Consider the following 20101-nt stretch of genomic DNA (forward strand, 5'->3'; position numbering starts at 1 on the left):
GGGCGACAGCGTGACGATGGACGTGGCGCTGATCGTGCCGGTGGCCATGGAGGAGAAGCTGCGCTTCGCCATCCGCGAGGGCGGCCGCACGGTCGGTGCCGGCGTCGTCGCCGCCATCAACGACTGAGCCGGCACTGAGCCAGCAAGGCCCGGCGCATCCCGCGCCGGGCCACGAGCATCCCGCCGTCTCGACGGTGGCTGTCGACTTGGATGGATGTGAATCGCGCCGGCCTTCGTCTTGACGGAGCGCCGGCGTTGCTTTGTCCTGTCTCTGCCTGGTCTTGGGGGAGACTCGGATGTCGGTCGGTTCCATTGTCCGGGCCGGGTGTTTCGTCGCCCTGATCTGTGTGGGGGCGGCGGTCCTGACCGGCGCGGCCTGGGGCGATGCGTTGACCGACGGGCGTTTCCGCGCGGAGGTGACGACGCTGATCCAGGGCATCCGGCCGGGGTCGAAGGTTCTCCTGGGCGCGGATCCGGCGCAGCTCAGCGTCGGCACGAAGACGCTCGATCTCACCAACCTGTATCGGCGCGTCGACGGCCTCTCCGAAGCCGAGCGCCGTCGGGAGGTGGAGGAGTTCCTCGCCGTCGCCTTCGCGAAGGCTGCCCCGGCGCCGGACGCCGGCGACTTCACGGCGATCCGGCCGCGCCTGCGCCCGCAGCTCGTGCCGGACGAGATCCTCCAGCAATACACGATGCTCGCGCATCGACGATTTTCCGAGACGCTGCACGTGGTCTACGTGCTCGACGAGCCGAACCGCTATCAGTACGTGACCCGCGAGATGCTCGCGGGCTGGCAGGTCGATCCCGGCCTGGTGGAAACGGCGGCCGTCGCGAATCTGACGGGGACCTCGCGGGATGCGCCGTTCCAGCTGGTGCTCGGGGACGGTGCGCCCCTGTTCGCCATGGCCGATCCCGGCGACGACTTCGCCATCGCGCGGCTGCTCGTGCCGTCCTACCTCGACGAGATCCGGCATGCCCTCAAGGCAGACAGCATCACGCTGGCCGGACCGACGCGCAACCTGCTCCTCGCATGGCCATCGGACAGCCCGGCCCGGCGCGACCTGGCCGCGGAGGCCACGCGTTACCTGCGCGAGGGCCCGTACGGCCGCAGCGATGAACTGTTCCGCTTCGACGGCCGGGAAGTCCGGCCGCTGAACACGATGGAACGGGCCGATCACGGCCGGTGAGGCGTGGCGGCCGAGCGGTCGCGGCCGTCCCGGCGCCGAAGCGGCCGTCCCGCGCCGTCGCAGCGGGGCGCATCCCGATCCGGACTGGATCGGAGGCCGCGATTTTCGGTTCGCCGACCCCGTCCAGGCCGCCGAGCCCCTTGCAAGCCGGGCCGCGATGAGGCATTTGGCAACGCGCTAGGAGTGTAGCTCAACTGGTCAGAGCGCCGGTCTCCAAAACCGGAGGTTGCGGGTTCGAGTCCCTCCACTCCTGCCAGACATCCTGCCCGATCCCGCGCGGCGGCCCGGTCGACAAGGCCGCGGAGTTGCGCTAGAGCGGGCGCAATCCGAGATCTGAAGCGACCGTCGGTGCGGGCCCATCCGGGTCCTCGGCGCCGTCATTCGTGTTCCCGGAGCGGTCTCTGCCCGGGGCCGAACACGCACAGACACTGGCGCCATGGCATCGAACGAAGCGACCAAGAAGGTGGACCTGGTGCGCGGCGCGGCCCGCGGCCCCGCGAACCCGCCGCCGGCCCGGCCGGCGACCCCGGCCCGGGCGCCGCAGAAGCGCGCCACGCCGGGCGAGTTTTTCGCCCAGGTCCGCGACGAGGCCCGTAAGGTCACGTGGCCGTCCCGCCGGGAGACCACGATCACCACCATCATGGTGTTCGTGATGGTGGTGGTGACGAGCCTGTTCTTCACGGTGGTGGATCAGGCCCTGCGCTTCGTGGTCGGCCTGATCCTGGGCCTCTGAGGCCACGCCATCGGACGAGGGAGACCTCGCAGACGAATTCGGAGTTGAACGGAACCGTGTCGAAGCGCTGGTACATCGTCCACGCCTACTCGAACTTCGAGAACAAGGTCGCGCAGTCCATCAAGGACCAGGCGGCCCAGCGCGGGCTGACCGAGCTGTTCGACGAGGTGATGGTCCCGATCGAGAAGGTCGTGGAGGTGCGCCGCGGCCGGAAGGTCGATGCCGAGCGCAAGTTCTTCCCGGGCTACGTGCTGGTGAAGTGCGACCTCACCGACGAGGTCTACCACCTGATCAAGAACACCCCGAAGGTCACGGGCTTCCTGGGCGCCGACAAGTCGAAGCCGGTGCCGATCCCCGACTCCGAGGCCGAGCGGATCAAGGGCCAAGTCGCCGAGGGTGTCGACCGGCCGAAGCCGTCGGTCTCCTTCGAGATCGGCGAGACCGTCCGGGTCGCCGACGGCCCGTTCGCCAGCTTCAACGGCACCGTCGAGGAGATCGACGAGGCCCGCTCGCGCCTCAAGGTGGCTGTGTCGATCTTCGGCCGCGCCACCCCGGTGGAGCTCGAATACGCCCAGGTCGAGAAAGCCTGAGCCTCCTGATTTCGGCAGCCCTCGGGTTGCCGGTTTTTCCGGTCGGTGCTGAGCGGCGGCCGTGAAGCCGCCGCATCCCGTTGGGGATGCGGCACCATCCGCGGGAGATCCGCCCGGCCTCGCCTCCGGGACTTACGGCTCGCACCGCGACCTGCAACCGTCCGACCCGCCGCGCTTCAGGCCGCGTGGGGGCGGATTCTCATTGGGAGCAGTCCCATGGCGAAGAAGATCACGGGCTACGTGAAGCTTCAGGTCCCGGCCGGCGCGGCGAACCCGTCGCCGCCGATCGGTCCCGCGCTCGGTCAGCGCGGCCTCAACATCATGGAATTCTGCAAGGCCTTCAACGCGAAGACCGCGCAGATGGAGAAGGGCACCCCGATTCCGGTGATCATCACCGCGTATCAGGATCGCTCCTTCACCTTCGAGATGAAGCAGCCCCCGGTCACCTTCTTCCTGAAGAAGGCCGTCGGCCTGAAGATCGGCAAGAAGCCGGCCTCCGGCTCGAAGACCCCGGGCAAGGGCCCGACCGTCGGCAAGATCTCCGAGGCGCAGCTGCGCGAGATCGCCGAGAAGAAGATGCCCGACCTCAACTGCGACTCGATCGAGTCGGCCGTTGCCATGATCCGCGGCTCCGCCCGGGCCATGGGCCTCGAAGTGACGGCCTGAGGGAGGACAGCATGGCTAAGGAAGGCAAGCGCATCCGCGCCGCCCGCGAGGGCATCGAGGTCACCAAGCTCTATCCCCTCGACGAGGCGATCAAGCTGGTGAAGGAGCGGGCGACCGCGAAGTTCGACGAGACCGTCGAGGTCTCCATGAACCTCGGCGTCGATCCCCGCCACGCCGACCAGATGGTCCGCGGCGTCTGCAACCTCCCGAACGGCTCCGGCCGGACGGTGCGGGTGGCGGTCTTCGCCCGCGGCGCCAAGGCGGACGACGCCAAGGCGGCGGGTGCCGACATCGTCGGCGCCGAGGATCTCCTGGAGATCGTGCAGAGCGGCAAGATCGAGTTCGATCGCTGCATCGCGACCCCGGACATGATGCCGCTGGTCGGCCGTCTCGGTAAGGTGCTGGGCCCGCGCGGCCTGATGCCGAACCCGAAGGTCGGCACCGTCACGATGGACGTGAAGGGTGCGGTGGCCGGCGCCAAGGGCGGCTCGGTGGAGTTCCGCGTCGAGAAGGCCGGCATCGTCCATGCCGGCGTCGGCAAGGTCTCGTTCGACGCCGACAAGCTCGTCGAGAACATCAAGGCCTTCGCGGACGCCGTCGCCAAGGCGAAGCCCGCGGGCGCCAAGGGCACCTACGTCCAGCGCATCGCCGTCACCTCGACGATGGGCCCGGGCGTGAAGGTCGAGCCGAACACGGTTCTGACCGCCTGAGACAAGGCACAGCGTTCACGCTGCGGAGCGCCCGGCCGGAAACGGCCGGGCGTTTTCCGTTTGCGGGGGCGTGGATGGAGCGGCTGTCCCACGTGTACATTCTGGCGAGCCGGCGCAATGGCACGCTCTACACCGGTTCGACCACGGATCTGGCGCGGCGCGTCTGGGAACACCGCACGGGCGCGAGGCCGGGATTCACCCGGGATTACGGCGTGACCATGCTGGTCTGGTACGAGGCCTATCCGCGGATCATTGACGCGCGGGTGCGGGAATATGCGATCAAGCGCTGGCGGCGGGCTTGGAAGCTCGCGTTGATTGAGGGGTTCAATCCGGGTTGGCGCGACCTTTATGATGAGATGATCTGATGAGCCGCTGTCGCGGCGATTCTTGTGCTGGATCCCGGATCAGGTTCCGCTTCGCTGCACCCGTCCGGGAAAAGGGTGGTGCAGAATAAAACGGAACCCTTTTCCCGGGCGCATGCAGCGCCAGCGGAATGCGACCCGGGACCCAGCGCATGAAATCGCCGCGACAGCGCCGCCGCTTCTCCTCACGTCATTCTCAACCACGGAGGGGGGCGCCATCCGCCACGGCTGTGCTAGATAGGCCGCCATGCGATGCACCCTGACGGTCTCCTCCAAGCGACGCATCCTGTGCGTCTTCCCCGCCTACACGCCGTCCTTCGGGACGTTCTCACACGCCTACCCGCTGATGGGCGGGGTGAAGGCGTTCATGCCGCCGCAGGGGCTGCTGCTGATCGCGGCCTACATGCCGGAGGCGTGGGAATGCCGGTTCATCGATGAGAATATCCGCCGCGCGGGCCCGGCCGACTTCGCCTGGGCCGACGCGGTGTTCGTCTCCGGCATGCATATCCAGGAGGCGCAGATCCATGACATCCGTGACCGCGCCCATGCGGCCGGCAAGGTCACGGTGCTGGGCGGCCCCTCGGTCTCGGGCGCGCCGGAGAAGTACGGCGACTTCGACTACCTCCATATCGGCGAGATCGGCGACGCCACCGACCAGCTCGTCGCCCGGCTCGATGCCGACCTGACGCCGCCCCCCGCCCAGATGGTGCTGGAGACCAAGGACCGGCTCGCGCTCGCCGACTTCCCGGCCCCGGCCTACGAGGCGGCGCCGCTCAAGCGCTACCTGATCGGCTCCCTGCAATTCTCCTCGGGCTGCCCCTATCGCTGCGAGTTCTGCGACATCCCGCAGCTCTACGGCCGCCAGCCGCGCCTGAAGAGCCCCGAGCAGATGTGCGCCGAGCTCGACGCGATCATCAGCCAGCCGGGCCATCCGGCGGTGGTCTACTTCGTCGACGACAATTTCATCGCCAACCGCAAGGCCACCCGCGAGATGCTGCCGCACCTCGTCGCATGGCAGAAGAAGAACAACTACCCGCTCCAGTTCGCCTGCGAGGCGACGCTGAACATGGCCAAGCAGCCCGAGATCCTCGAGCTGATGCGGCAGGCGAACTTCATGACGGTGTTCGTCGGCATCGAGACCCCGGAGGCCGAGGCGCTCAAGGGGATCGACAAGACCCACAACGCCGCCGTGCCGATGTACGAGGCGATCGAGACCCTGAACTCCTACGGGCTGGAGGTGACCTCCGGCATCATCCTGGGGCTCGATTCCGACACCGACAAATCCGAGCAGAATCTGATCGACTTCATCGACCGCTCGGCGATTCCCGTGCTGACCATCAACCTGCTCCAGGCCCTGCCCAAGACGCCGCTCTGGGACCGACTGGAGCGCGAGGGGCGGCTCCTGCACGATGCCAGCCTCGAATCGAACGTCCTGTTCAAGCGCCCACACGACACGGTGGTGTCGAGCTGGCGCCGGGCGATCGCGCATGCCTACGAGCCCGAAAAGATCTTCGAGCGGTTCAAGCACCAATGCGCGGTGACCTACCCGAACCGCATCACGACGCCGACCGCGGGCAAGCTCACCTTCACCAACCTGCGCCGCGGCCTGATCCTGGGCTTCAACATCATCACCCGGGTCGGGATTTTTTCCGACTATCGCAAGCCGTTCTGGAGCGCGGCGGGCTATGCCCTGAAGCGCGGGCAGATCGAAGCGGTATTCAACATGGGCTTCGTGGCCCACCACCTGATCCGCTTCACCCGCGAGGCCCTGCGCGGCGAGCACAACGCCTCCTTCTACGCCGCCAAGGCCGCGGAGGCGAAGGAAGCGCGCGATCGCAGCTGGTGGGAGGCGGCCCGGCGGAAGCTGGTGCCGGAGCGGGAGGCGGCGTAGCGCGGCGCTTCCTGGGCGATGCAATCGCGGCAGGGCTCTTTAAGAAGCCCTTGCCTGCGGCGGAAAAGTCGCGCTTCGGCCCTTGGCAGGCGGCTTGCTAGGCTCTATACACCGCGCCTCACGCATTTCATCCTCACGGAAGGAGAACGGCCAATCGGCCGGTTTCCGCTCGAAATGTCGCCCGGGCAACCGGGTGGCACTGGCCGGACGGACCCCAGGGGCCAAACGCCCCGCGGAGCCTTGTCCGGCCATGTCCTGTCCGAGACTGCAGGTGCCGGTTCGCCGGCTTAATCCGCCAGCCTGCACAGACGGGGAAGACCGAATTCAAGAACGCCTCGCTGCGGCTCGCGCCGCGGAGGGGCTATCGGTTTGAACCAACTCGCCCGAGGCGGCCCGGAAGGGTCCGCGCGGGGACAGGGCCGCGAAGCGTCGTTCGGACGTTCCCGGTCTTACGGCCGAGATCACGTCCGGGCGGCATGTGCAACCGGCGGACCCGAAACCGGGTTCCGCCAACCGGAGAGAGCCCAGTGGACCGGACAGCTAAAGCTGATCTCGTCTCGACGCTCAACGGCGTGTTCAATGAGAGCGCCGTCGTCGTCGTGGCCCACTACAAGGGCCTCACGGTCGCCGACATGCAGAAGCTGCGCACGCAGATGAAGCAGGCCGGCGCCACCGTGAAGGTCGCCAAGAACAGCCTCGCCGGCATCGCACTCGATGGCACGGACGTCGCCTCCATCAAGCCGCTCCTGAAGGGCCCGACCCTGCTCGCCTATTCCGGCGATCCGGTCGCAGCCGCCAAGGTCGCGGTGGATTTCGCCAAGGCTAACGACAAGCTCGTGATCCTCGGCGGCGCCATGGGGACGACCGCCCTGAACCCGGACGGCGTGAAGGCTCTGGCCTCGCTTCCGTCCCTCGACGAACTGCGCGCGAAGATCGTGGGCCTCGTGCAGGCGCCCGCGACCAAGATCGCCCAGGTCGTCAACGCGCCGGCGGCGAAGCTCGCCCGCGTGTTCGGGGCCTATGCCAAGAAGGACGAGGCCGCCTGAGGCCCTTCAAAAACCATCCGTTCGAACCGATATTGAGAGGAATTTACCATGGCTGATCTCGCCAAGCTCGTCGACGACCTGTCCTCGCTGACCGTTCTCGAGGCCGCTGACCTGGCCAAGATGCTCGAGGAGAAGTGGGGCGTCTCGGCGGCTGCCGCCGTCGCCGTCGCCGCTGGTCCGGCTGCCGGTGGCGCCGCTGCCGCCGTCGAGGAGCAGACCGAGTTCACGGTCGTCCTCGCCGCCGCCGGCGACAAGAAGATCGAGGTCATCAAGGAGGTCCGCGCGATCACCGGCCTCGGCCTCAAGGAAGCGAAGGACCTCGTCGAGGGCGCGCCGAAGCCGGTCAAGGAAGGCGTCGCCAAGGACGAGGCCGAGAAGCTCAAGGCCCAGCTCGAGAAGGCCGGCGCCAAGGTCGAGCTCAAGTAAGTCGACGATGGGCCGGCTTCGGCCCATCATCTCACGAAGGTCCGTTCCGGGCCGATCGTGACCGGAGCCCGCGGGTGCACACCCGCGGGCTTTAGGCCGCTTCGGCGGATGGTCCCGAAAGGGGCCGCAAACGAGATTCGGTTCGGTGGCGCGGCTCGGCGGGGCGCGCGTCACGGCCCGGCGCGGGAGGTCCCTTTCGGGAACGCTTCCCCGGGCGCGAGGCACGCGGGTAGGAGCGAGGTCACATGGCCAACACGCTGGTCGGTCGCAAGCGCATTCGGAAGTTCTTCGGCAAGATCAAGGAAGTTGCCGAGATGCCGAACCTCATCGAGGTTCAGAAGGCGTCCTACGACCAGTTCCTGATGGTCGACGAGCCCGAAGGCGGGCGCGGCGACGAGGGGCTGCAGAGCGTGTTCAAGTCGGTGTTCCCGATCTCCGACTTCGCCGCCACGGCCCTTCTGGAGTTCGTCCGCTACACCTTCGAGCAGCCGAAATACGACGTGGACGAGTGCCGCCAGCGCGGCATCACCTTCGCGGCCCCGCTGAAGGTCACGCTCCGCCTCATCGTGTTCGATGTCGATCCCGACACCCAGGCCAAGTCGGTCAAGGACATCAAGGAGCAGGACGTCTACATGGGCGACATGCCCCTGATGACGGAGAACGGCACCTTCATCGTCAACGGCACCGAGCGCGTCATCGTCTCGCAGATGCACCGCTCGCCGGGCGTGTTCTTCGACCACGACAAGGGCAAGACCCATTCCTCGGGCAAGCTCCTGTTCGCCGCCCGCATCATCCCGTACCGGGGCTCCTGGCTCGACGTCGAGTTCGACGCCAAGGACATCGTGCATGTCCGCATCGACCGGAAGCGCAAGCTGCCGGCGACGTCGCTGCTCTATGCCCTGGGCCTCGACGGCGAGGAGATCCTGTCGACCTTCTACAACAGGGTCGTGTACGACCGGGACGGCGCCGACTGGCGCGTGCCGTTCGATGCCGAGCGCATGAAGGGCATGAAGGCCACGGTCGACCTGATCGACGCCGATTCCGGCGAGGTCGTGCTCGAGGCCGGCAAGAAGCTCAACGCCCGCAACGCGCGCCAGATCACCGAGAAGGGCACCAAGTTCCTCAAGGCGACCGACGAGGATCTCGTCGGGCAGTACATCGCAGAGGATCTGGTCAACGCCCAGACCGGCGAGATCTGGGCCGAGGCCGGCGAGGAGATCTCCGAGAAGCTCCTGAAGAGCCTCGAGGATGTCGGCACCACCGAGCTGCCGGTGCTCGACATCGACCACGTCAATGTCGGTCCCTACATCCGCAACACCCTGGCGGTGGACAAGAATTCCGGCCGCGAGGGTGCTCTGTTCGACATCTACCGGGTCATGCGCCCGGGCGAGCCGCCGACCCTCGACACCGCCGAGGCGATGTTCCACTCGCTGTTCTTCGATTCCGAGCGCTACGACCTCTCGGCGGTCGGCCGCGTGAAGATGAACATGCGTCTCGACCTCGACGCCGCCGACACGGTCCGCACCCTTCGCAAGGAGGACATGCTGGCGGTGGTCAAGGCGCTCGTGGAGCTGCGCGACGGCAAGGGCGAGGTCGACGACATCGATCACCTCGGCAACCGCCGCGTCCGCTCGGTGGGCGAGCTGATGGAGAACCAGTACCGCCTGGGCCTCCTGCGCATGGAGCGCGCCATCCGCGAGCGCATGAGCCAAGTCGATATCGACACGGTCATGCCGCAGGACCTGATCAACGCGAAGCCCGCGGCCGCGGCCGTGCGCGAGTTCTTCGGCTCGTCGCAGCTCTCGCAGTTCATGGACCAGACCAACCCGCTGTCCGAGGTGACGCACAAGCGCCGCCTCTCGGCGCTTGGCCCGGGCGGTCTGACCCGCGAGCGCGCCGGCTTCGAGGTGCGCGACGTGCACCCGACCCACTACGGCCGCATCTGCCCGATCGAGACGCCGGAAGGCCCGAACATCGGCCTGATCAACTCGCTCGCCACCTTCGCGCGGGTAAACAAGTACGGCTTCATCGAGACCCCGTTCCGCCGCGTGCGCGACGGCGTGGTCACCGACGAGGTCGCCTACCTCTCGGCCATGGAGGAGGCGAAGTACTACGTCGCCCAGGCGAACGCCCAGATGGACGAGGCCCGCAAGCTCACGGAGGACCTCGTGGTCTGCCGTCGCGCCGGCGAGGTGATCGTCGTGGGCCCCGAGCGCGTCGACCTCATGGACGTGTCGCCGAAGCAGCTCGTCTCGGTCGCCGCGGCTTTGATCCCGTTCCTGGAGAACGACGACGCCAACCGCGCGCTCATGGGCTCGAACATGCAGCGCCAGGCGGTGCCGCTGGTCCGCGCCGACGCCCCGTTCGTGGGCACCGGCATGGAGGCGGTGGTCGCCCGGGATTCCGGCGCCGCCATCGCGGCCCGCCGGGCCGGCATCATCGATCAGGTGGACGCCACCCGTATCGTCATCCGCGCGACGGAAGAGGCGGATGCGAACAAGCCGGGAGTCGATATCTATCGTCTCCAGAAATTCCAGCGCTCCAACCAGTCGACCTGCATCACGCAGAAGCCGCTGGTCCGCGTCGGCGAGTTCGTGAAGAAGGGCGAGATCATCGCCGACGGTCCCTCGACCGAGTTCGGCGAGCTGGCGCTCGGCCGGAACGTGCTCGTCGCGTTCATGCCGTGGAACGGCTACAACTTCGAGGACTCGATCCTGCTCTCCGAGCGGATCGTGAAGGATGACGTGTTCACCTCGATCCACATCGAGGAGTTCGAGGTGATGGCCCGCGACACCAAGCTCGGGCCGGAGGAAATCACCCGCGACATCCCGAACGTTTCGGAAGAAGCGCTCAAGAACCTCGACGAGGCCGGCATCGTCTACATCGGTGCCGAGGTGAATGCCGGCGACATCCTCGTGGGCAAGATCACCCCGAAGGGCGAGAGCCCGATGACGCCGGAGGAGAAGCTGCTCCGCGCCATCTTCGGCGAGAAGGCCTCGGACGTGCGCGACACCTCCCTGCGGGTGCCGCCGGGCGTCACCGGCACGATCGTCGAGGTCCGGGTGTTCAACCGCCACGGCGTCGACAAGGACGAGCGCGCCCAGGCGATCGAGCGCGAGGAGATCGAGCGGCTCGCCAAGGACCGCGACGACGAGCAGGCGATCCTCGACCGCAACACCTACGCCCGTCTGGCGGATGTGCTGATCGGTCAGGCGCCGGTGGCCGGCCCAAAGGGCTTCAAGAAGGACACCACGCTCACCCGCGAGCTGATCAACGACTACCCGCGCTCGCAGTGGTGGCAGTTCGCCGTCATCGAAGACCGTCTCATGACCGAGATGGAGGCGATGCAGAAGCAGTACGACGAGTCTAAGAAGCGCCTGGAGCAGCGCTTCCTCGACAAGGTCGAGAAGCTGCAGCGCGGCGACGAGCTGCCCCCTGGCGTCATGAAGATGGTCAAGGTCTTCGTGGCGGTGAAGCGCAAGATCCAGCCGGGCGACAAGATGGCCGGCCGTCACGGCAACAAGGGTGTCGTGTCGCGGATCGTGCCGATCGAGGACATGCCGTTCCTGGAGGACGGGACGCATGCCGACATCGTGCTCAACCCGCTGGGCGTGCCGTCGCGTATGAATGTCGGCCAGATCCTGGAGACGCACCTGGGCTGGGCGGCTGCGGGCCTGGGTCGCAAGGTGTCGAAGGCGGTGGATGCCTATCTGAAGACGCAGGACATCGCGCCGCTGCGGGAGGAGATGACGGCGATCTACTCCCCGGGCGAGCTCGACGGCCTGACGGACGAGGAGCTGGCCGAGGCCGGCAACAACGTCCGCCGCGGCGTGCCGATGGCCACTCCGGTGTTCAACGGCGCCAAGGAGGCCGACATCGAGCAGATGCTGGAGATGGCCGGTCTCGACCGCTCGGCGCAGTCGACGCTCTATGACGGCCGCACCGGCGAGCCCTTCGACCGCAAGGTGACGATGGGCTACATCTACATGCTGAAGCTGCACCACCTCGTGGACGACAAGATCCACGCCCGGTCGATCGGCCCGTACTCGCTCGTCACCCAGCAGCCGCTGGGCGGCAAGGCGCAGTTCGGCGGTCAGCGCTTCGGCGAGATGGAGGTCTGGGCGCTGGAGGCCTACGGCGCGGCCTACACGCTGCAGGAGATGCTCACGGTGAAGTCGGACGACGTGGCCGGCCGCACCAAGGTCTACGAGGCGATCGTCCGCGGCGACGACACGTTCGAGGCCGGCATCCCCGAGTCGTTCAACGTGCTCGTCAAGGAGATGCGCTCGCTCGGCCTCAACGTCGAGCTGACGTCCTCCAAGAAGGCCGCCAACGACCAGCTCGAGCCCCCGGCCGACGCGGCCGAGTAAGCCGGCAAAAAACCTCCCGTGGCGGCGGCGTACCGCCGCCACGGTCGAGCGGGGAGGGGAGGGGCCTTCCAGGGTTCGACGACGGTGAGCAGCGCCCGCGCGGGGCGCGGCGCCGGATTGTTTTCAGGACGCGGTGGCCCGGCGCGGGGCTGCCGGCGTCAACAAGGAGCGGATCATGAACCAAGAGGTCATGAACCTTTTCAACCAGCAGGCCACGCCGGTCAGCTTCGACCAGATCAAGATCTCGATCTCGTCCCCGGAGAAGATCCTCTCCTGGTCGTACGGCGAGATCAAGAAGCCGGAGACCATCAACTACCGGACCTTCAAGCCCGAGCGCGACGGCCTGTTCTGCGCGCGCATCTTCGGGCCGATCAAGGATTACGAGTGCTTGTGCGGCAAGTACAAGCGCATGAAGTACAAGGGCGTCATCTGCGAGAAGTGCGGCGTCGAGGTCACCCTCGCGCGCGTCCGGCGCGACCGCATGGGCCATATCGAACTGGCCGCCCCCGTCGCGCATATCTGGTTCCTGAAGTCGCTGCCCTCCCGCATCGGCCTGCTGCTCGACATGGCGCTCAAGGACCTTGAGCGGATCCTGTACTTCGAGTCGTACTGCGTCATCGAGCCGGGCCTCACCCCCCTGAAGGAGCGTCAGCTCCTGACGGAGGAGGAGTACCTGCGCGCCCAGGAGGAGTACGGCGAGGACTCGTTCACCGCCATGATCGGCGCCGAGGCCATCCGGCGCATCCTGCAGGAGCTCGACCTCGACAAGATCGCCAACGATCTGCGCGAGGAGATCGCGGTCACCACCTCGGAGCTGAAGCCCAAGAAGCTCCTGAAGCGGCTCAAGATCATCGAGGCCTTCCAGATGTCCGGCAACAAGCCGGAATGGATGATCCTCACCGTCGTGCCGGTGATCCCGCCGGACCTGCGCCCGCTGGTCCCGCTGGACGGCGGCCGCTTCGCGACCTCCGACCTGAACGACCTGTACCGCCGCGTCATCAACCGCAACAACCGCCTGAAGCGGCTGATCGAGCTGCGCGCGCCCGACATCATCATCCGCAACGAGAAGCGGATGCTGCAGGAGGCGGTCGACGCCCTGTTCGACAACGGCCGCCGCGGCCGCGTCATCACGGGCGCTAACAAGCGCCCGCTGAAGTCGCTCGCCGACATGCTCAAGGGCAAGCAGGGCCGGTTCCGCCAGAACCTGCTCGGCAAGCGCGTCGACTACTCGGGCCGCTCGGTCATCGTGGTCGGCCCGGAGCTGAAGCTGCACCAGTGCGGCCTGCCCAAGAAGATGGCTCTGGAGCTGTTCAAGCCGTTCATCTACGCGCGCCTGGACGCCAAGGGTTTCTCCGCCACGGTGAAGCAGGCGAAGAAGCTCGTCGAAAAAGAAAAGCCGGAGGTTTGGGATATCCTCGATGAGGTGATCCGCGAGCACCCGGTGATGCTGAACCGCGCGCCGACGCTGCACCGCCTCGGCATCCAGGCCTTCGAGCCGAAGCTGATCGAGGGCAAGGCGATCCAGCTGCACCCGCTGGTCTGCGCCGCGTTCAACGCCGACTTCGACGGCGACCAGATGGCCGTGCACGTCCCGCTGTCGCTCGAGGCGCAGCTGGAAGCGCGCGTCCTCATGATGTCGACCAACAACATCCTGCACCCGGCCAACGGTCAGCCGATCATCGTGCCGTCGCAGGATATCGTGCTCGGCCTCTACTACCTGTCGATCGTGGCCGAGGGCGCGCCGGGCGAGTACAAGCCCGACAACGCCAAGAACCCGATGCAGGGCGTCTACGGCGACATGGGCGAACTCGAGCACGCGCTCGCCGCCAAGGCGGTGTCGCTGCACTCGAAGATCAAGTGGCGCTGGACCGGCATCGGCCCGGACGGCGAGCCCCTGACCAAGACCTACGAGACCACCCCCGGCCGGGTGATCCTGTCCGGCGCCCTGCCCAAGCACCGGAAGGTGCCCTTCGACGTCGTCAACAAGCTGATGACCAAGAAGGAGATCTCGGCGATGATCGATACCGTCTACCGCCACTGCGGTCAGAAGGAGTCGGTGATCTTCTGCGACCGGATCATGGCGCTCGGCTTCAACCACGCGTTCAAGGCCGGCATCTCGTTCGGCAAGGACGACATGGTCGTGCCGGAGAACAAGTGGTCGATCGTCGACACGACCCGCGCGCTCGTGAAGGATTACGAGCAGCAGTACAACGACGGCCTGATCACCCAGGGCGAGAAGTACAACAAGGTGGTCGATGCCTGGGCCAAATGCTCGGACAAGCTGGCCGCCGAGATGATGGGCCGGATCTCGGCCGTCCAAAAGGACGAGCACGGGGCCGACAAGCAGGTCAACTCGATCTACATGATGAGCCACTCGGGTGCCCGTGGCTCGCCTGCCCAGATGAAGCAGCTCGCGGCGATGCGCGGCCTCATGGCCAAGCCGTCGGGTGAGATCATCGAGACGCCGATCATCTCGAACTTCAAGGAAGGCCTGGACGTTCTGGAGTACTTCAACTCCACGCACGGTGCCCGTAAGGGCCTGGCCGACACCGCGCTGAAGACCGCCAACTCCGGCTACCTGACCCGCCGCCTCGTCGACGTGGCGCAGGACGCGGTGATCCGCGAGGTGGATTGCGGCACGACCAACGGCATCAAGATGCGCGCCATCGTGGATGCCGGTCAGGTCGTGGCGACGCTCGCCACCCGCATCCTGGGCCGCGCCACGGCCGAGGATCTGGTGGCCGCGGACGGCACGGTGATCGTCAAGACCGGCGAAACCATCGAGGAGCGGCACCTGCCGGCGATCAACGCCGCCGGCATCCAGGAGGTGAAGATCCGCTCGGTGCTGGTCTGCGCGACCAAGAGCGGCGTCTGCGCCACCTGCTACGGGCGCGACCTCGCCCGCGGCACGCCCGTCAACATGGGTGAGGCCGTCGGCGTCATCGCGGCGCAGTCGATCGGCGAGCCGGGCACGCAGCTCACGATGCGCACCTTCCACATCGGTGGTGCGGCCCAGATCGCCGACTCGTCCTTCATCGAGTCGAGCTTCGAAGGCACGATCAAGATCCGCAACCGCGCCGTCGCCAAGAACACGGACGGGGACCTGATCGCCACGGGCCGCAACGTGGCGGTGGTCATCGTCGGGTCGGACGGGGTCGAGCGGGCGGTTCACCGCCTGCAATACGGCGCCAAGCTCCGGGTCGACGAGGGTGACAAGATCAAGCGCGGGCAGCGGATCGCCGAGTGGGATCCCTACACCCGTCCGATCCTCACCGAGGTCGACGGCCTCGTGGCCTACGAGGATCTGGTCGACGGCCAGTCCATGACCGAGACCACCGACGAGTCGACCGGCATCGCCAAGCGCGTGGTCGTCGACTGGCGCGGTTCGGCCCGGACCTCGGACCTGAAGCCCGCGATGGTCGTGGTCGATCGGGAGGGCAAGGCGCTCAAGCTGCCGCGCGGCTCGGACGCCCGCTACTTCCTGCCGGTCGACGCCATCATCGGCTTCGATCCGGGTGCGACGGTCAAGGCCGGCGACATCCTCGCCCGTGTCTCGACCGACTCGGCCAAGACCCGCGACATCACCGGCGGTCTGCCGCGTGTGGCGGAGCTGTTCGAGGCCCGGCGCCCGAAGGACGCGGCGATCATCGCTGAGAAGTCGGGCACCATCGCGTTCGGCCGCGACTATAAGAACAAGCGTCGGCTCACGCTGACGCCGCATGACGGCTCGGAGGCGGTCGAGTACCTGATCCCGAAGGGCAAGCACATCCACCTGCAGGACGGGGACGTGGTCGAGCTCGGCGATTACATCGTCGACGGAAACCCGGCGCCGCACGACATCCTGGCGATCAAGGGCGTGGAGGAACTCGCCGCCTACCTCGTCAACGAGATCCAGGAGGTCTACCGGCTGCAGGGCGTGTCGATCAACGACAAGCACATCGAGGTGATCGTCCGTCAGATGCTGCAGAAGGTCGAAGTGACCGATGGCGGCGACTCGGACATCCTCTCGGGTGACCAGATCGATCGGACCGAGCTGACCGAGTTCAACGAGAAGCTGCTCGCCGAGGGCAAGAAGCCGATCCAGGGCGTCCCGGTCCTGCTCGGCATCACCAAGGCGTCGCTGCAGACGAAGTCGTTCATCTCGGCGGCCTCGTTCCAGGAGACCACCCGCGTCCTCACCGAGGCGGCGGTCAACGGCAAGGTCGACACCCTGGAAGGCCTGAAGGAGAACGTCATCGTCGGCTCGCTCATCCCGGCCGGCACGGGCTCGATGGTGGCGGATATCCGCGCCATCGCCCGCCGCCGCGACGCGATGATCCTGCAGCAGAAGCAGGCCGAGAGCGGCGCGATGCCGGTCGAGGAGCTTCCCCCCGCCGCCGCCGAGTGAGGCCGCCGGCAGGACTGAGATGAGAGAGGGCGGCCTTCGGGTCGCCCTTTTTCGTGGCCGCTGTCGAAGCGGGACGCCGCGCGCGGCACCGGCTTAACCGGCGCTCAACCATACCGGGCGATAAACCTCGCACGGCCGCAGAAACACCCTGGAAACGGGGAGGCTGGGGTCGGTTCGGGTGCGTGAGTACGGGTCGGGCGTCGTGGCAGCGAAACGAGGACGACGGGAAACGGGTCTGCGCTGGCTCTCGGCCGCGATGACCCCCTGGATGGTCGGCCTCGGCCTGCTGGTGTCGTTCACGGCCGATGCCGGCACGGAGAACGCCCTCGGATCGAGCCGCCTCAGCCTGATCGATGTCGACACCGTCCCGCCCCTGCCACCCGGCACGGTGCTGATCGGCTCCGCCCTGCGCCGCCTGAACGACGAGCCGCCCCGGACGGTGTTCAAGACCGGCGCGCACGTCTTCCCGATCGTGGAACGGGCCGGCAAGGGCAACCCGGCCCGGCCGCCGGCCGAAAGCTTCGCGCGCCGCGCCGTGAACCTCCGCGAGACCGGTGCCGCCCTGGTCTTCGGCGACGTCACCGGCAGCGTCACCGGCGTGCTCACGCAAGGGGCCGCGGTCTGGGATCCGGAATCCGAGCCGGAGGCCACCTTCCTGCCCGTCCCCGATCTCGGCTTGACCACCGGCTCCGGCAGCGCGGCCTCCACGGGCGCCGGCACGGCCGACCTCACGGAGGACGGCGACCCCGCGCGCTTCGACGGCTCGACCCCGCCGGTGCCCCGCGCCGTCGCCCTGTCGTCCACCACCCCGGCGCCGGCCGACGCGATCCCCGTCGAGGTGGCGGCTGCGAGCCTCGCGCTGCCCGATTTCGCGATCCGCACCGAGCGCCCCGACAGCGCCCAGCCGGTCCCGGAGGATGCCCGGCGGCGTTACGCCGACCTGATCGACCCCGAATCCCTCGACAAGGAGCAGCGCTGCCTGTCGGAGGCGGTCTATTTCGAGGCCCGCAGCGAGCCTGAGGCCGGACAGGCCGCCGTCGCCCAGGTGGTGTTGAACCGCGTGAAGAGCGGTCTCTATCCGGCGAGCGTCTGCGGCGTCGTCTACCAGAACCGGCACCATTACATGGGCTGCCAATTCTCCTTCGCCTGCGAGGGCAAGTCGCTGCGCATCACCGATGCCGGCGCTTGGGAGTCCGCCACCCGCATCGCCCGCTCGGTGATCGAGGGCCGGACCTACCTCGCCGAGGTCGGCGCGGCGACCCACTACCACGCCGACTACGTCCGGCCGAGCTGGGCGCGCCGCCTGCGCAAGATGGACGTGATCGGCCGGCACATCTTCTACCAGCTCAAGGCCGGTCAGACCTGACCGAGTCCCGGCCGGACCTGATAAGAGATCCTCAAGAGGATCCGAGCAATTTTACCTAGGTAGGCGACGACTAAGCAGTCGAAACCAAGGGTTAATTTTACCCTCGTTCCCGATAAAGCTTGCGCGCCGGGCAACGAGTCTGGCCTCTGGTACGTCGAGACGGGTGCCGCCTATGCGGCCCCTTCCGCCGTATTGCGTACCAGAGGATTTCCATGACCGCGCCGGTCGCCAGCACCCTCGTCCTCGCCGCCCTGGGCGGCCTGCTCCTCGCCGCCCCCGCCCAGGCCGGCGGCTGCTACGGCAGCGAATGCTACCGCCGCGTGGTCATGCCGCCGGTCTACGACACGGTGCAGGAGACCGTGCTGGTGCGCCCGACCCGCACCGTCTACCGCACCGTTCCGCCGGTCTACGACACCGTGACGGAGCGCGTGATGGTCTCCCCGGGCGGCCGGTTCTGGCAGACGAGCCGCGGGCCGGGCGGCGAGCTGATCGGCTGCTGGGTCACCACCCCGCCGCGCTTCGCGGTCCGCACCCGGACCGTGGTGGTCCGCCCCGCGCAGGCGATCCCCGAGACGATCCCGCCGGAATACGCCAGCGTGAGCCGGCGCGTCCGCGTGGCGCCCGCCCGGGCCGGCTGGGTGCCGGTCGGCGGGGGATATGGCTACGCCCCCGCTTCCTATGGCGGCCCGCTGATCGGCTCGATCCCGGATGCGGTCGGCATGACCGGCGCCAGCTCCTCGGATCTCGGCGTCGCCCTCGGCTTCAGCTACGGCAGCCAGTACGAAGGGTACTGATCGAGTCCCATTGCCTTGATTCCGGGCGTCCCGGCGACACCTCACCGCCAGCGACGGGAGGTGACGATGGGGACGTTCAAGGCCTGGGTGGTCGAGAAGGGCGAGGCCGGCCAGAGCCTCGCGTTCCGGGATTTCGACGAGGCCGACCTGATGGACGGCGACGTCACCGTGCGGGTGACGCACTCGACCCTGAACTACAAGGACGGTCTCGCGCTCACCGGCTCATCACCGGTGGTGCGCCGCTTCCCGATGATCCCCGGTATCGATTTCTCCGGGATTGTCGAGACCTCTGACCATCCCGAATACAAGCCGGGCGACGCCGTGGTGCTCACCGGCTGGGGCGTCGGCGAGACGCATCTCGGCGCCTACGCGCAGCGCGCCCGGGTGAAGGGCGACTGGCTGGTGCCGCTGCCCCAGGGGCTCACATCCGAGCAGGCCATGGCGATCGGCACCGCGGGTTACACCGCGATGCTGTGCTGCATGGCGCTCGACGCCCATGGCGTGACGCCCGCCCACGGCCCGGTCATCGTCACCGGCGCCTCGGGCGGCGTCGGCTCGGTGGCGGTGGCTTTGCTCGCGCGGGCGGGCTGGCACGTCATCGCCTCCACGGGGCGCGATAGCGAGGCCGACTACCTCAAGGGCCTCGGCGCCGCCGAGATCCTCGACCGGGCCGAACTCTCGAAGCCCGGTAAGCCGCTCGGCAAGGAGCGCTGGGCGGCCGGCGTCGATGCGGTCGGCTCCACCACCCTCGCCAACGTGCTGGCCCAGACCCGGGCCGACGGAGCCGTGGCGGCCTGCGGGTTGGCGCAGGGCATGGACCTGCCGACCTCGGTGGCGCCCTTCATCCTGCGCGGCGTCTCGCTGCTGGGCATCAACAGCGTCACCACCCCGCAGCCGAAGCGCCGCGAGGCCTGGGCGCGGCTCGCCCGCGACCTCGACATGGAAAAGCTCGCCAGCATGACCAGCACGGTCGGCCTGGAGGAGGTCGGCCGGCTGGGTGAGGAGATTCTGGCCGGGAAGGTGCGGGGGAGAACTGTGGTGGAGGTCGCGTAGGACCGACGGCTGGAACCTGTGCCGTGCCAGCCGTGTTTAATTTTTCATGAGCGTCGCATTCGTCAAAGAGCCCGAGGGCGGGGAAGCGTTCGAGAATCTGCCGGACCGGCCGATCTCGCCCCACACCAACTTCGTGACCCCGGAGGGCCTGGCCCAGATCGAGGCCGAGGTCGCGCGTCTGGAGAAGGAGGTCGCCTCCCTGGACCCGGCCGACAAGGCCGAGGATTCTCGGATCGGGCGCGACCTGCGCTACTGGGCGGCGCGCAAGAACACCGCGCAGGTCGTGGAGCCGAAGGGCGGCGATACCGTGCAGTTCGGCTCGACCGTCACGGTGCTGCGCGAGGACGAGTCCGGCAAGGAGACCCGCCAGACCTTCCGCATCGTCGGCGAGGACGAGGCCGACCCCCACAAGGGCTCGATCTCCTACGTGGCGCCGCTCGCCCGGGCGATCACCGGCAAGACGGTGGGCGACGTGGTCGAGGTCAACGGTCACGAGGTCGAGGTGGCGGAGATCCGCTGA

General features: G+C 67.8%; 16 protein-coding genes and 1 tRNA gene. All 17 read left to right on the plus strand.

Annotation, left to right across the window (positions count from 1 at the left end):
* A partial coding sequence (locus AAHG09_RS24915; protein WP_459558971.1) for an EF-Tu C-terminal domain-related protein occupies nt 1-127 on the plus strand: 127 nt, incomplete at its 5' end.
* Between the two features lie 169 nt (nt 128-296).
* Complete coding sequence (locus AAHG09_RS24920; protein WP_342110193.1) at nt 297-1187, plus strand: DUF1444 domain-containing protein; 891 nt, start codon at nt 297-299, stop codon at nt 1185-1187.
* A gap of 179 nt (nt 1188-1366) precedes the next feature.
* Nucleotides 1367-1443, plus strand: a tRNA-Trp gene (locus tag AAHG09_RS24925).
* A gap of 180 nt (nt 1444-1623) precedes the next feature.
* On the plus strand, nt 1624-1920 hold the full coding sequence (secE, locus tag AAHG09_RS24930; RefSeq protein WP_342110194.1) for a preprotein translocase subunit SecE: 297 nt from the start codon (nt 1624-1626) through the stop codon (nt 1918-1920).
* A 56-nt stretch (nt 1921-1976) separates the two neighbouring features.
* Nucleotides 1977-2510, plus strand: coding sequence for a transcription termination/antitermination protein NusG (gene nusG / locus AAHG09_RS24935; protein ID WP_244041703.1), 534 nt, complete (start codon nt 1977-1979; stop codon nt 2508-2510).
* A gap of 216 nt (nt 2511-2726) precedes the next feature.
* Nucleotides 2727-3176, plus strand: a complete 450-nt coding sequence (gene rplK / locus AAHG09_RS24940) for a 50S ribosomal protein L11 (RefSeq protein ID WP_043385646.1) — start codon at nt 2727-2729, stop codon at nt 3174-3176.
* An 11-nt stretch (nt 3177-3187) separates the two neighbouring features.
* Nucleotides 3188-3886: a 50S ribosomal protein L1 gene (gene rplA, locus AAHG09_RS24945; RefSeq protein WP_043348287.1), complete on the plus strand. Its 699-nt coding sequence runs from the start codon at nt 3188-3190 to the stop codon at nt 3884-3886.
* A 74-nt stretch (nt 3887-3960) separates the two neighbouring features.
* Nucleotides 3961-4251: a GIY-YIG nuclease family protein gene (locus AAHG09_RS24950; RefSeq protein WP_342110195.1), complete on the plus strand. Its 291-nt coding sequence runs from the start codon at nt 3961-3963 to the stop codon at nt 4249-4251.
* Between the two features lie 244 nt (nt 4252-4495).
* Entirely contained in the window at nt 4496-6139 is a 1644-nt protein-coding gene (locus AAHG09_RS24955) for a B12-binding domain-containing radical SAM protein (RefSeq protein WP_342110196.1), read from the plus strand.
* Nucleotides 6140-6666: 527 nt separating this feature from the next.
* On the plus strand, nt 6667-7185 hold the full coding sequence (rplJ, locus tag AAHG09_RS24960; RefSeq protein ID WP_342110197.1) for a 50S ribosomal protein L10: 519 nt from the start codon (nt 6667-6669) through the stop codon (nt 7183-7185).
* Nucleotides 7186-7233: 48 nt separating this feature from the next.
* Nucleotides 7234-7611, plus strand: coding sequence for a 50S ribosomal protein L7/L12 (gene rplL, locus AAHG09_RS24965; protein WP_007566046.1), 378 nt, complete (start codon nt 7234-7236; stop codon nt 7609-7611).
* Nucleotides 7612-7856: 245 nt separating this feature from the next.
* Nucleotides 7857-11981, plus strand: a complete 4125-nt coding sequence (gene rpoB, locus AAHG09_RS24970) for a DNA-directed RNA polymerase subunit beta (RefSeq protein ID WP_342110198.1) — start codon at nt 7857-7859, stop codon at nt 11979-11981.
* Nucleotides 11982-12156: 175 nt separating this feature from the next.
* Entirely contained in the window at nt 12157-16368 is a 4212-nt protein-coding gene (gene rpoC, locus AAHG09_RS24975) for a DNA-directed RNA polymerase subunit beta' (RefSeq protein ID WP_342110199.1), read from the plus strand.
* A 268-nt stretch (nt 16369-16636) separates the two neighbouring features.
* Nucleotides 16637-17734: a cell wall hydrolase gene (locus AAHG09_RS24980; protein ID WP_342110281.1), complete on the plus strand. Its 1098-nt coding sequence runs from the start codon at nt 16637-16639 to the stop codon at nt 17732-17734.
* 212 nt (nt 17735-17946) lie between these two features.
* On the plus strand, nt 17947-18528 hold the full coding sequence (locus AAHG09_RS24985; RefSeq protein ID WP_342110200.1) for a hypothetical protein: 582 nt from the start codon (nt 17947-17949) through the stop codon (nt 18526-18528).
* Between the two features lie 66 nt (nt 18529-18594).
* Nucleotides 18595-19581: an acrylyl-CoA reductase (NADPH) gene (gene acuI / locus AAHG09_RS24990; protein WP_342110201.1), complete on the plus strand. Its 987-nt coding sequence runs from the start codon at nt 18595-18597 to the stop codon at nt 19579-19581.
* 46 nt (nt 19582-19627) lie between these two features.
* Entirely contained in the window at nt 19628-20101 is a 474-nt protein-coding gene (greA, locus tag AAHG09_RS24995) for a transcription elongation factor GreA (RefSeq protein WP_342110202.1), read from the plus strand.

The organism is Methylobacterium guangdongense, assembly GCF_038442355.1.
GTDB classification, from domain to species: Bacteria; Pseudomonadota; Alphaproteobacteria; order Rhizobiales; family Beijerinckiaceae; genus Methylobacterium; species Methylobacterium guangdongense.

Excerpts from the sequence above, each read along its gene's own strand:
- AAHG09_RS24920 (WP_342110193.1), top strand. The coding sequence starts at position 297 with ATGTCGGTCGGTTCCATTGTCCGGGCCGGGTGTTTCGTCGCCCTGATC.
- secE (WP_342110194.1), top strand. The coding sequence starts at position 1,624 with ATGGCATCGAACGAAGCGACCAAGAAGGTGGACCTGGTGCGCGGCGCG.
- rplK (WP_043385646.1), top strand. The coding sequence starts at position 2,727 with ATGGCGAAGAAGATCACGGGCTACGTGAAGCTTCAGGTCCCGGCCGGC.
- rplA (WP_043348287.1), top strand. The coding sequence starts at position 3,188 with ATGGCTAAGGAAGGCAAGCGCATCCGCGCCGCCCGCGAGGGCATCGAG.
- AAHG09_RS24950 (WP_342110195.1), top strand. The coding sequence starts at position 3,961 with ATGGAGCGGCTGTCCCACGTGTACATTCTGGCGAGCCGGCGCAATGGC.
- AAHG09_RS24955 (WP_342110196.1), top strand. The coding sequence starts at position 4,496 with ATGCGATGCACCCTGACGGTCTCCTCCAAGCGACGCATCCTGTGCGTC.
- rplL (WP_007566046.1), top strand. The coding sequence starts at position 7,234 with ATGGCTGATCTCGCCAAGCTCGTCGACGACCTGTCCTCGCTGACCGTT.
- rpoB (WP_342110198.1), top strand. The coding sequence starts at position 7,857 with ATGGCCAACACGCTGGTCGGTCGCAAGCGCATTCGGAAGTTCTTCGGC.
- rpoC (WP_342110199.1), top strand. The coding sequence starts at position 12,157 with ATGAACCAAGAGGTCATGAACCTTTTCAACCAGCAGGCCACGCCGGTC.
- AAHG09_RS24980 (WP_342110281.1), top strand. The coding sequence starts at position 16,637 with ATGGTCGGCCTCGGCCTGCTGGTGTCGTTCACGGCCGATGCCGGCACG.
- AAHG09_RS24985 (WP_342110200.1), top strand. The coding sequence starts at position 17,947 with ATGACCGCGCCGGTCGCCAGCACCCTCGTCCTCGCCGCCCTGGGCGGC.
- acuI (WP_342110201.1), top strand. The coding sequence starts at position 18,595 with ATGGGGACGTTCAAGGCCTGGGTGGTCGAGAAGGGCGAGGCCGGCCAG.
- greA (WP_342110202.1), top strand. The coding sequence starts at position 19,628 with ATGAGCGTCGCATTCGTCAAAGAGCCCGAGGGCGGGGAAGCGTTCGAG.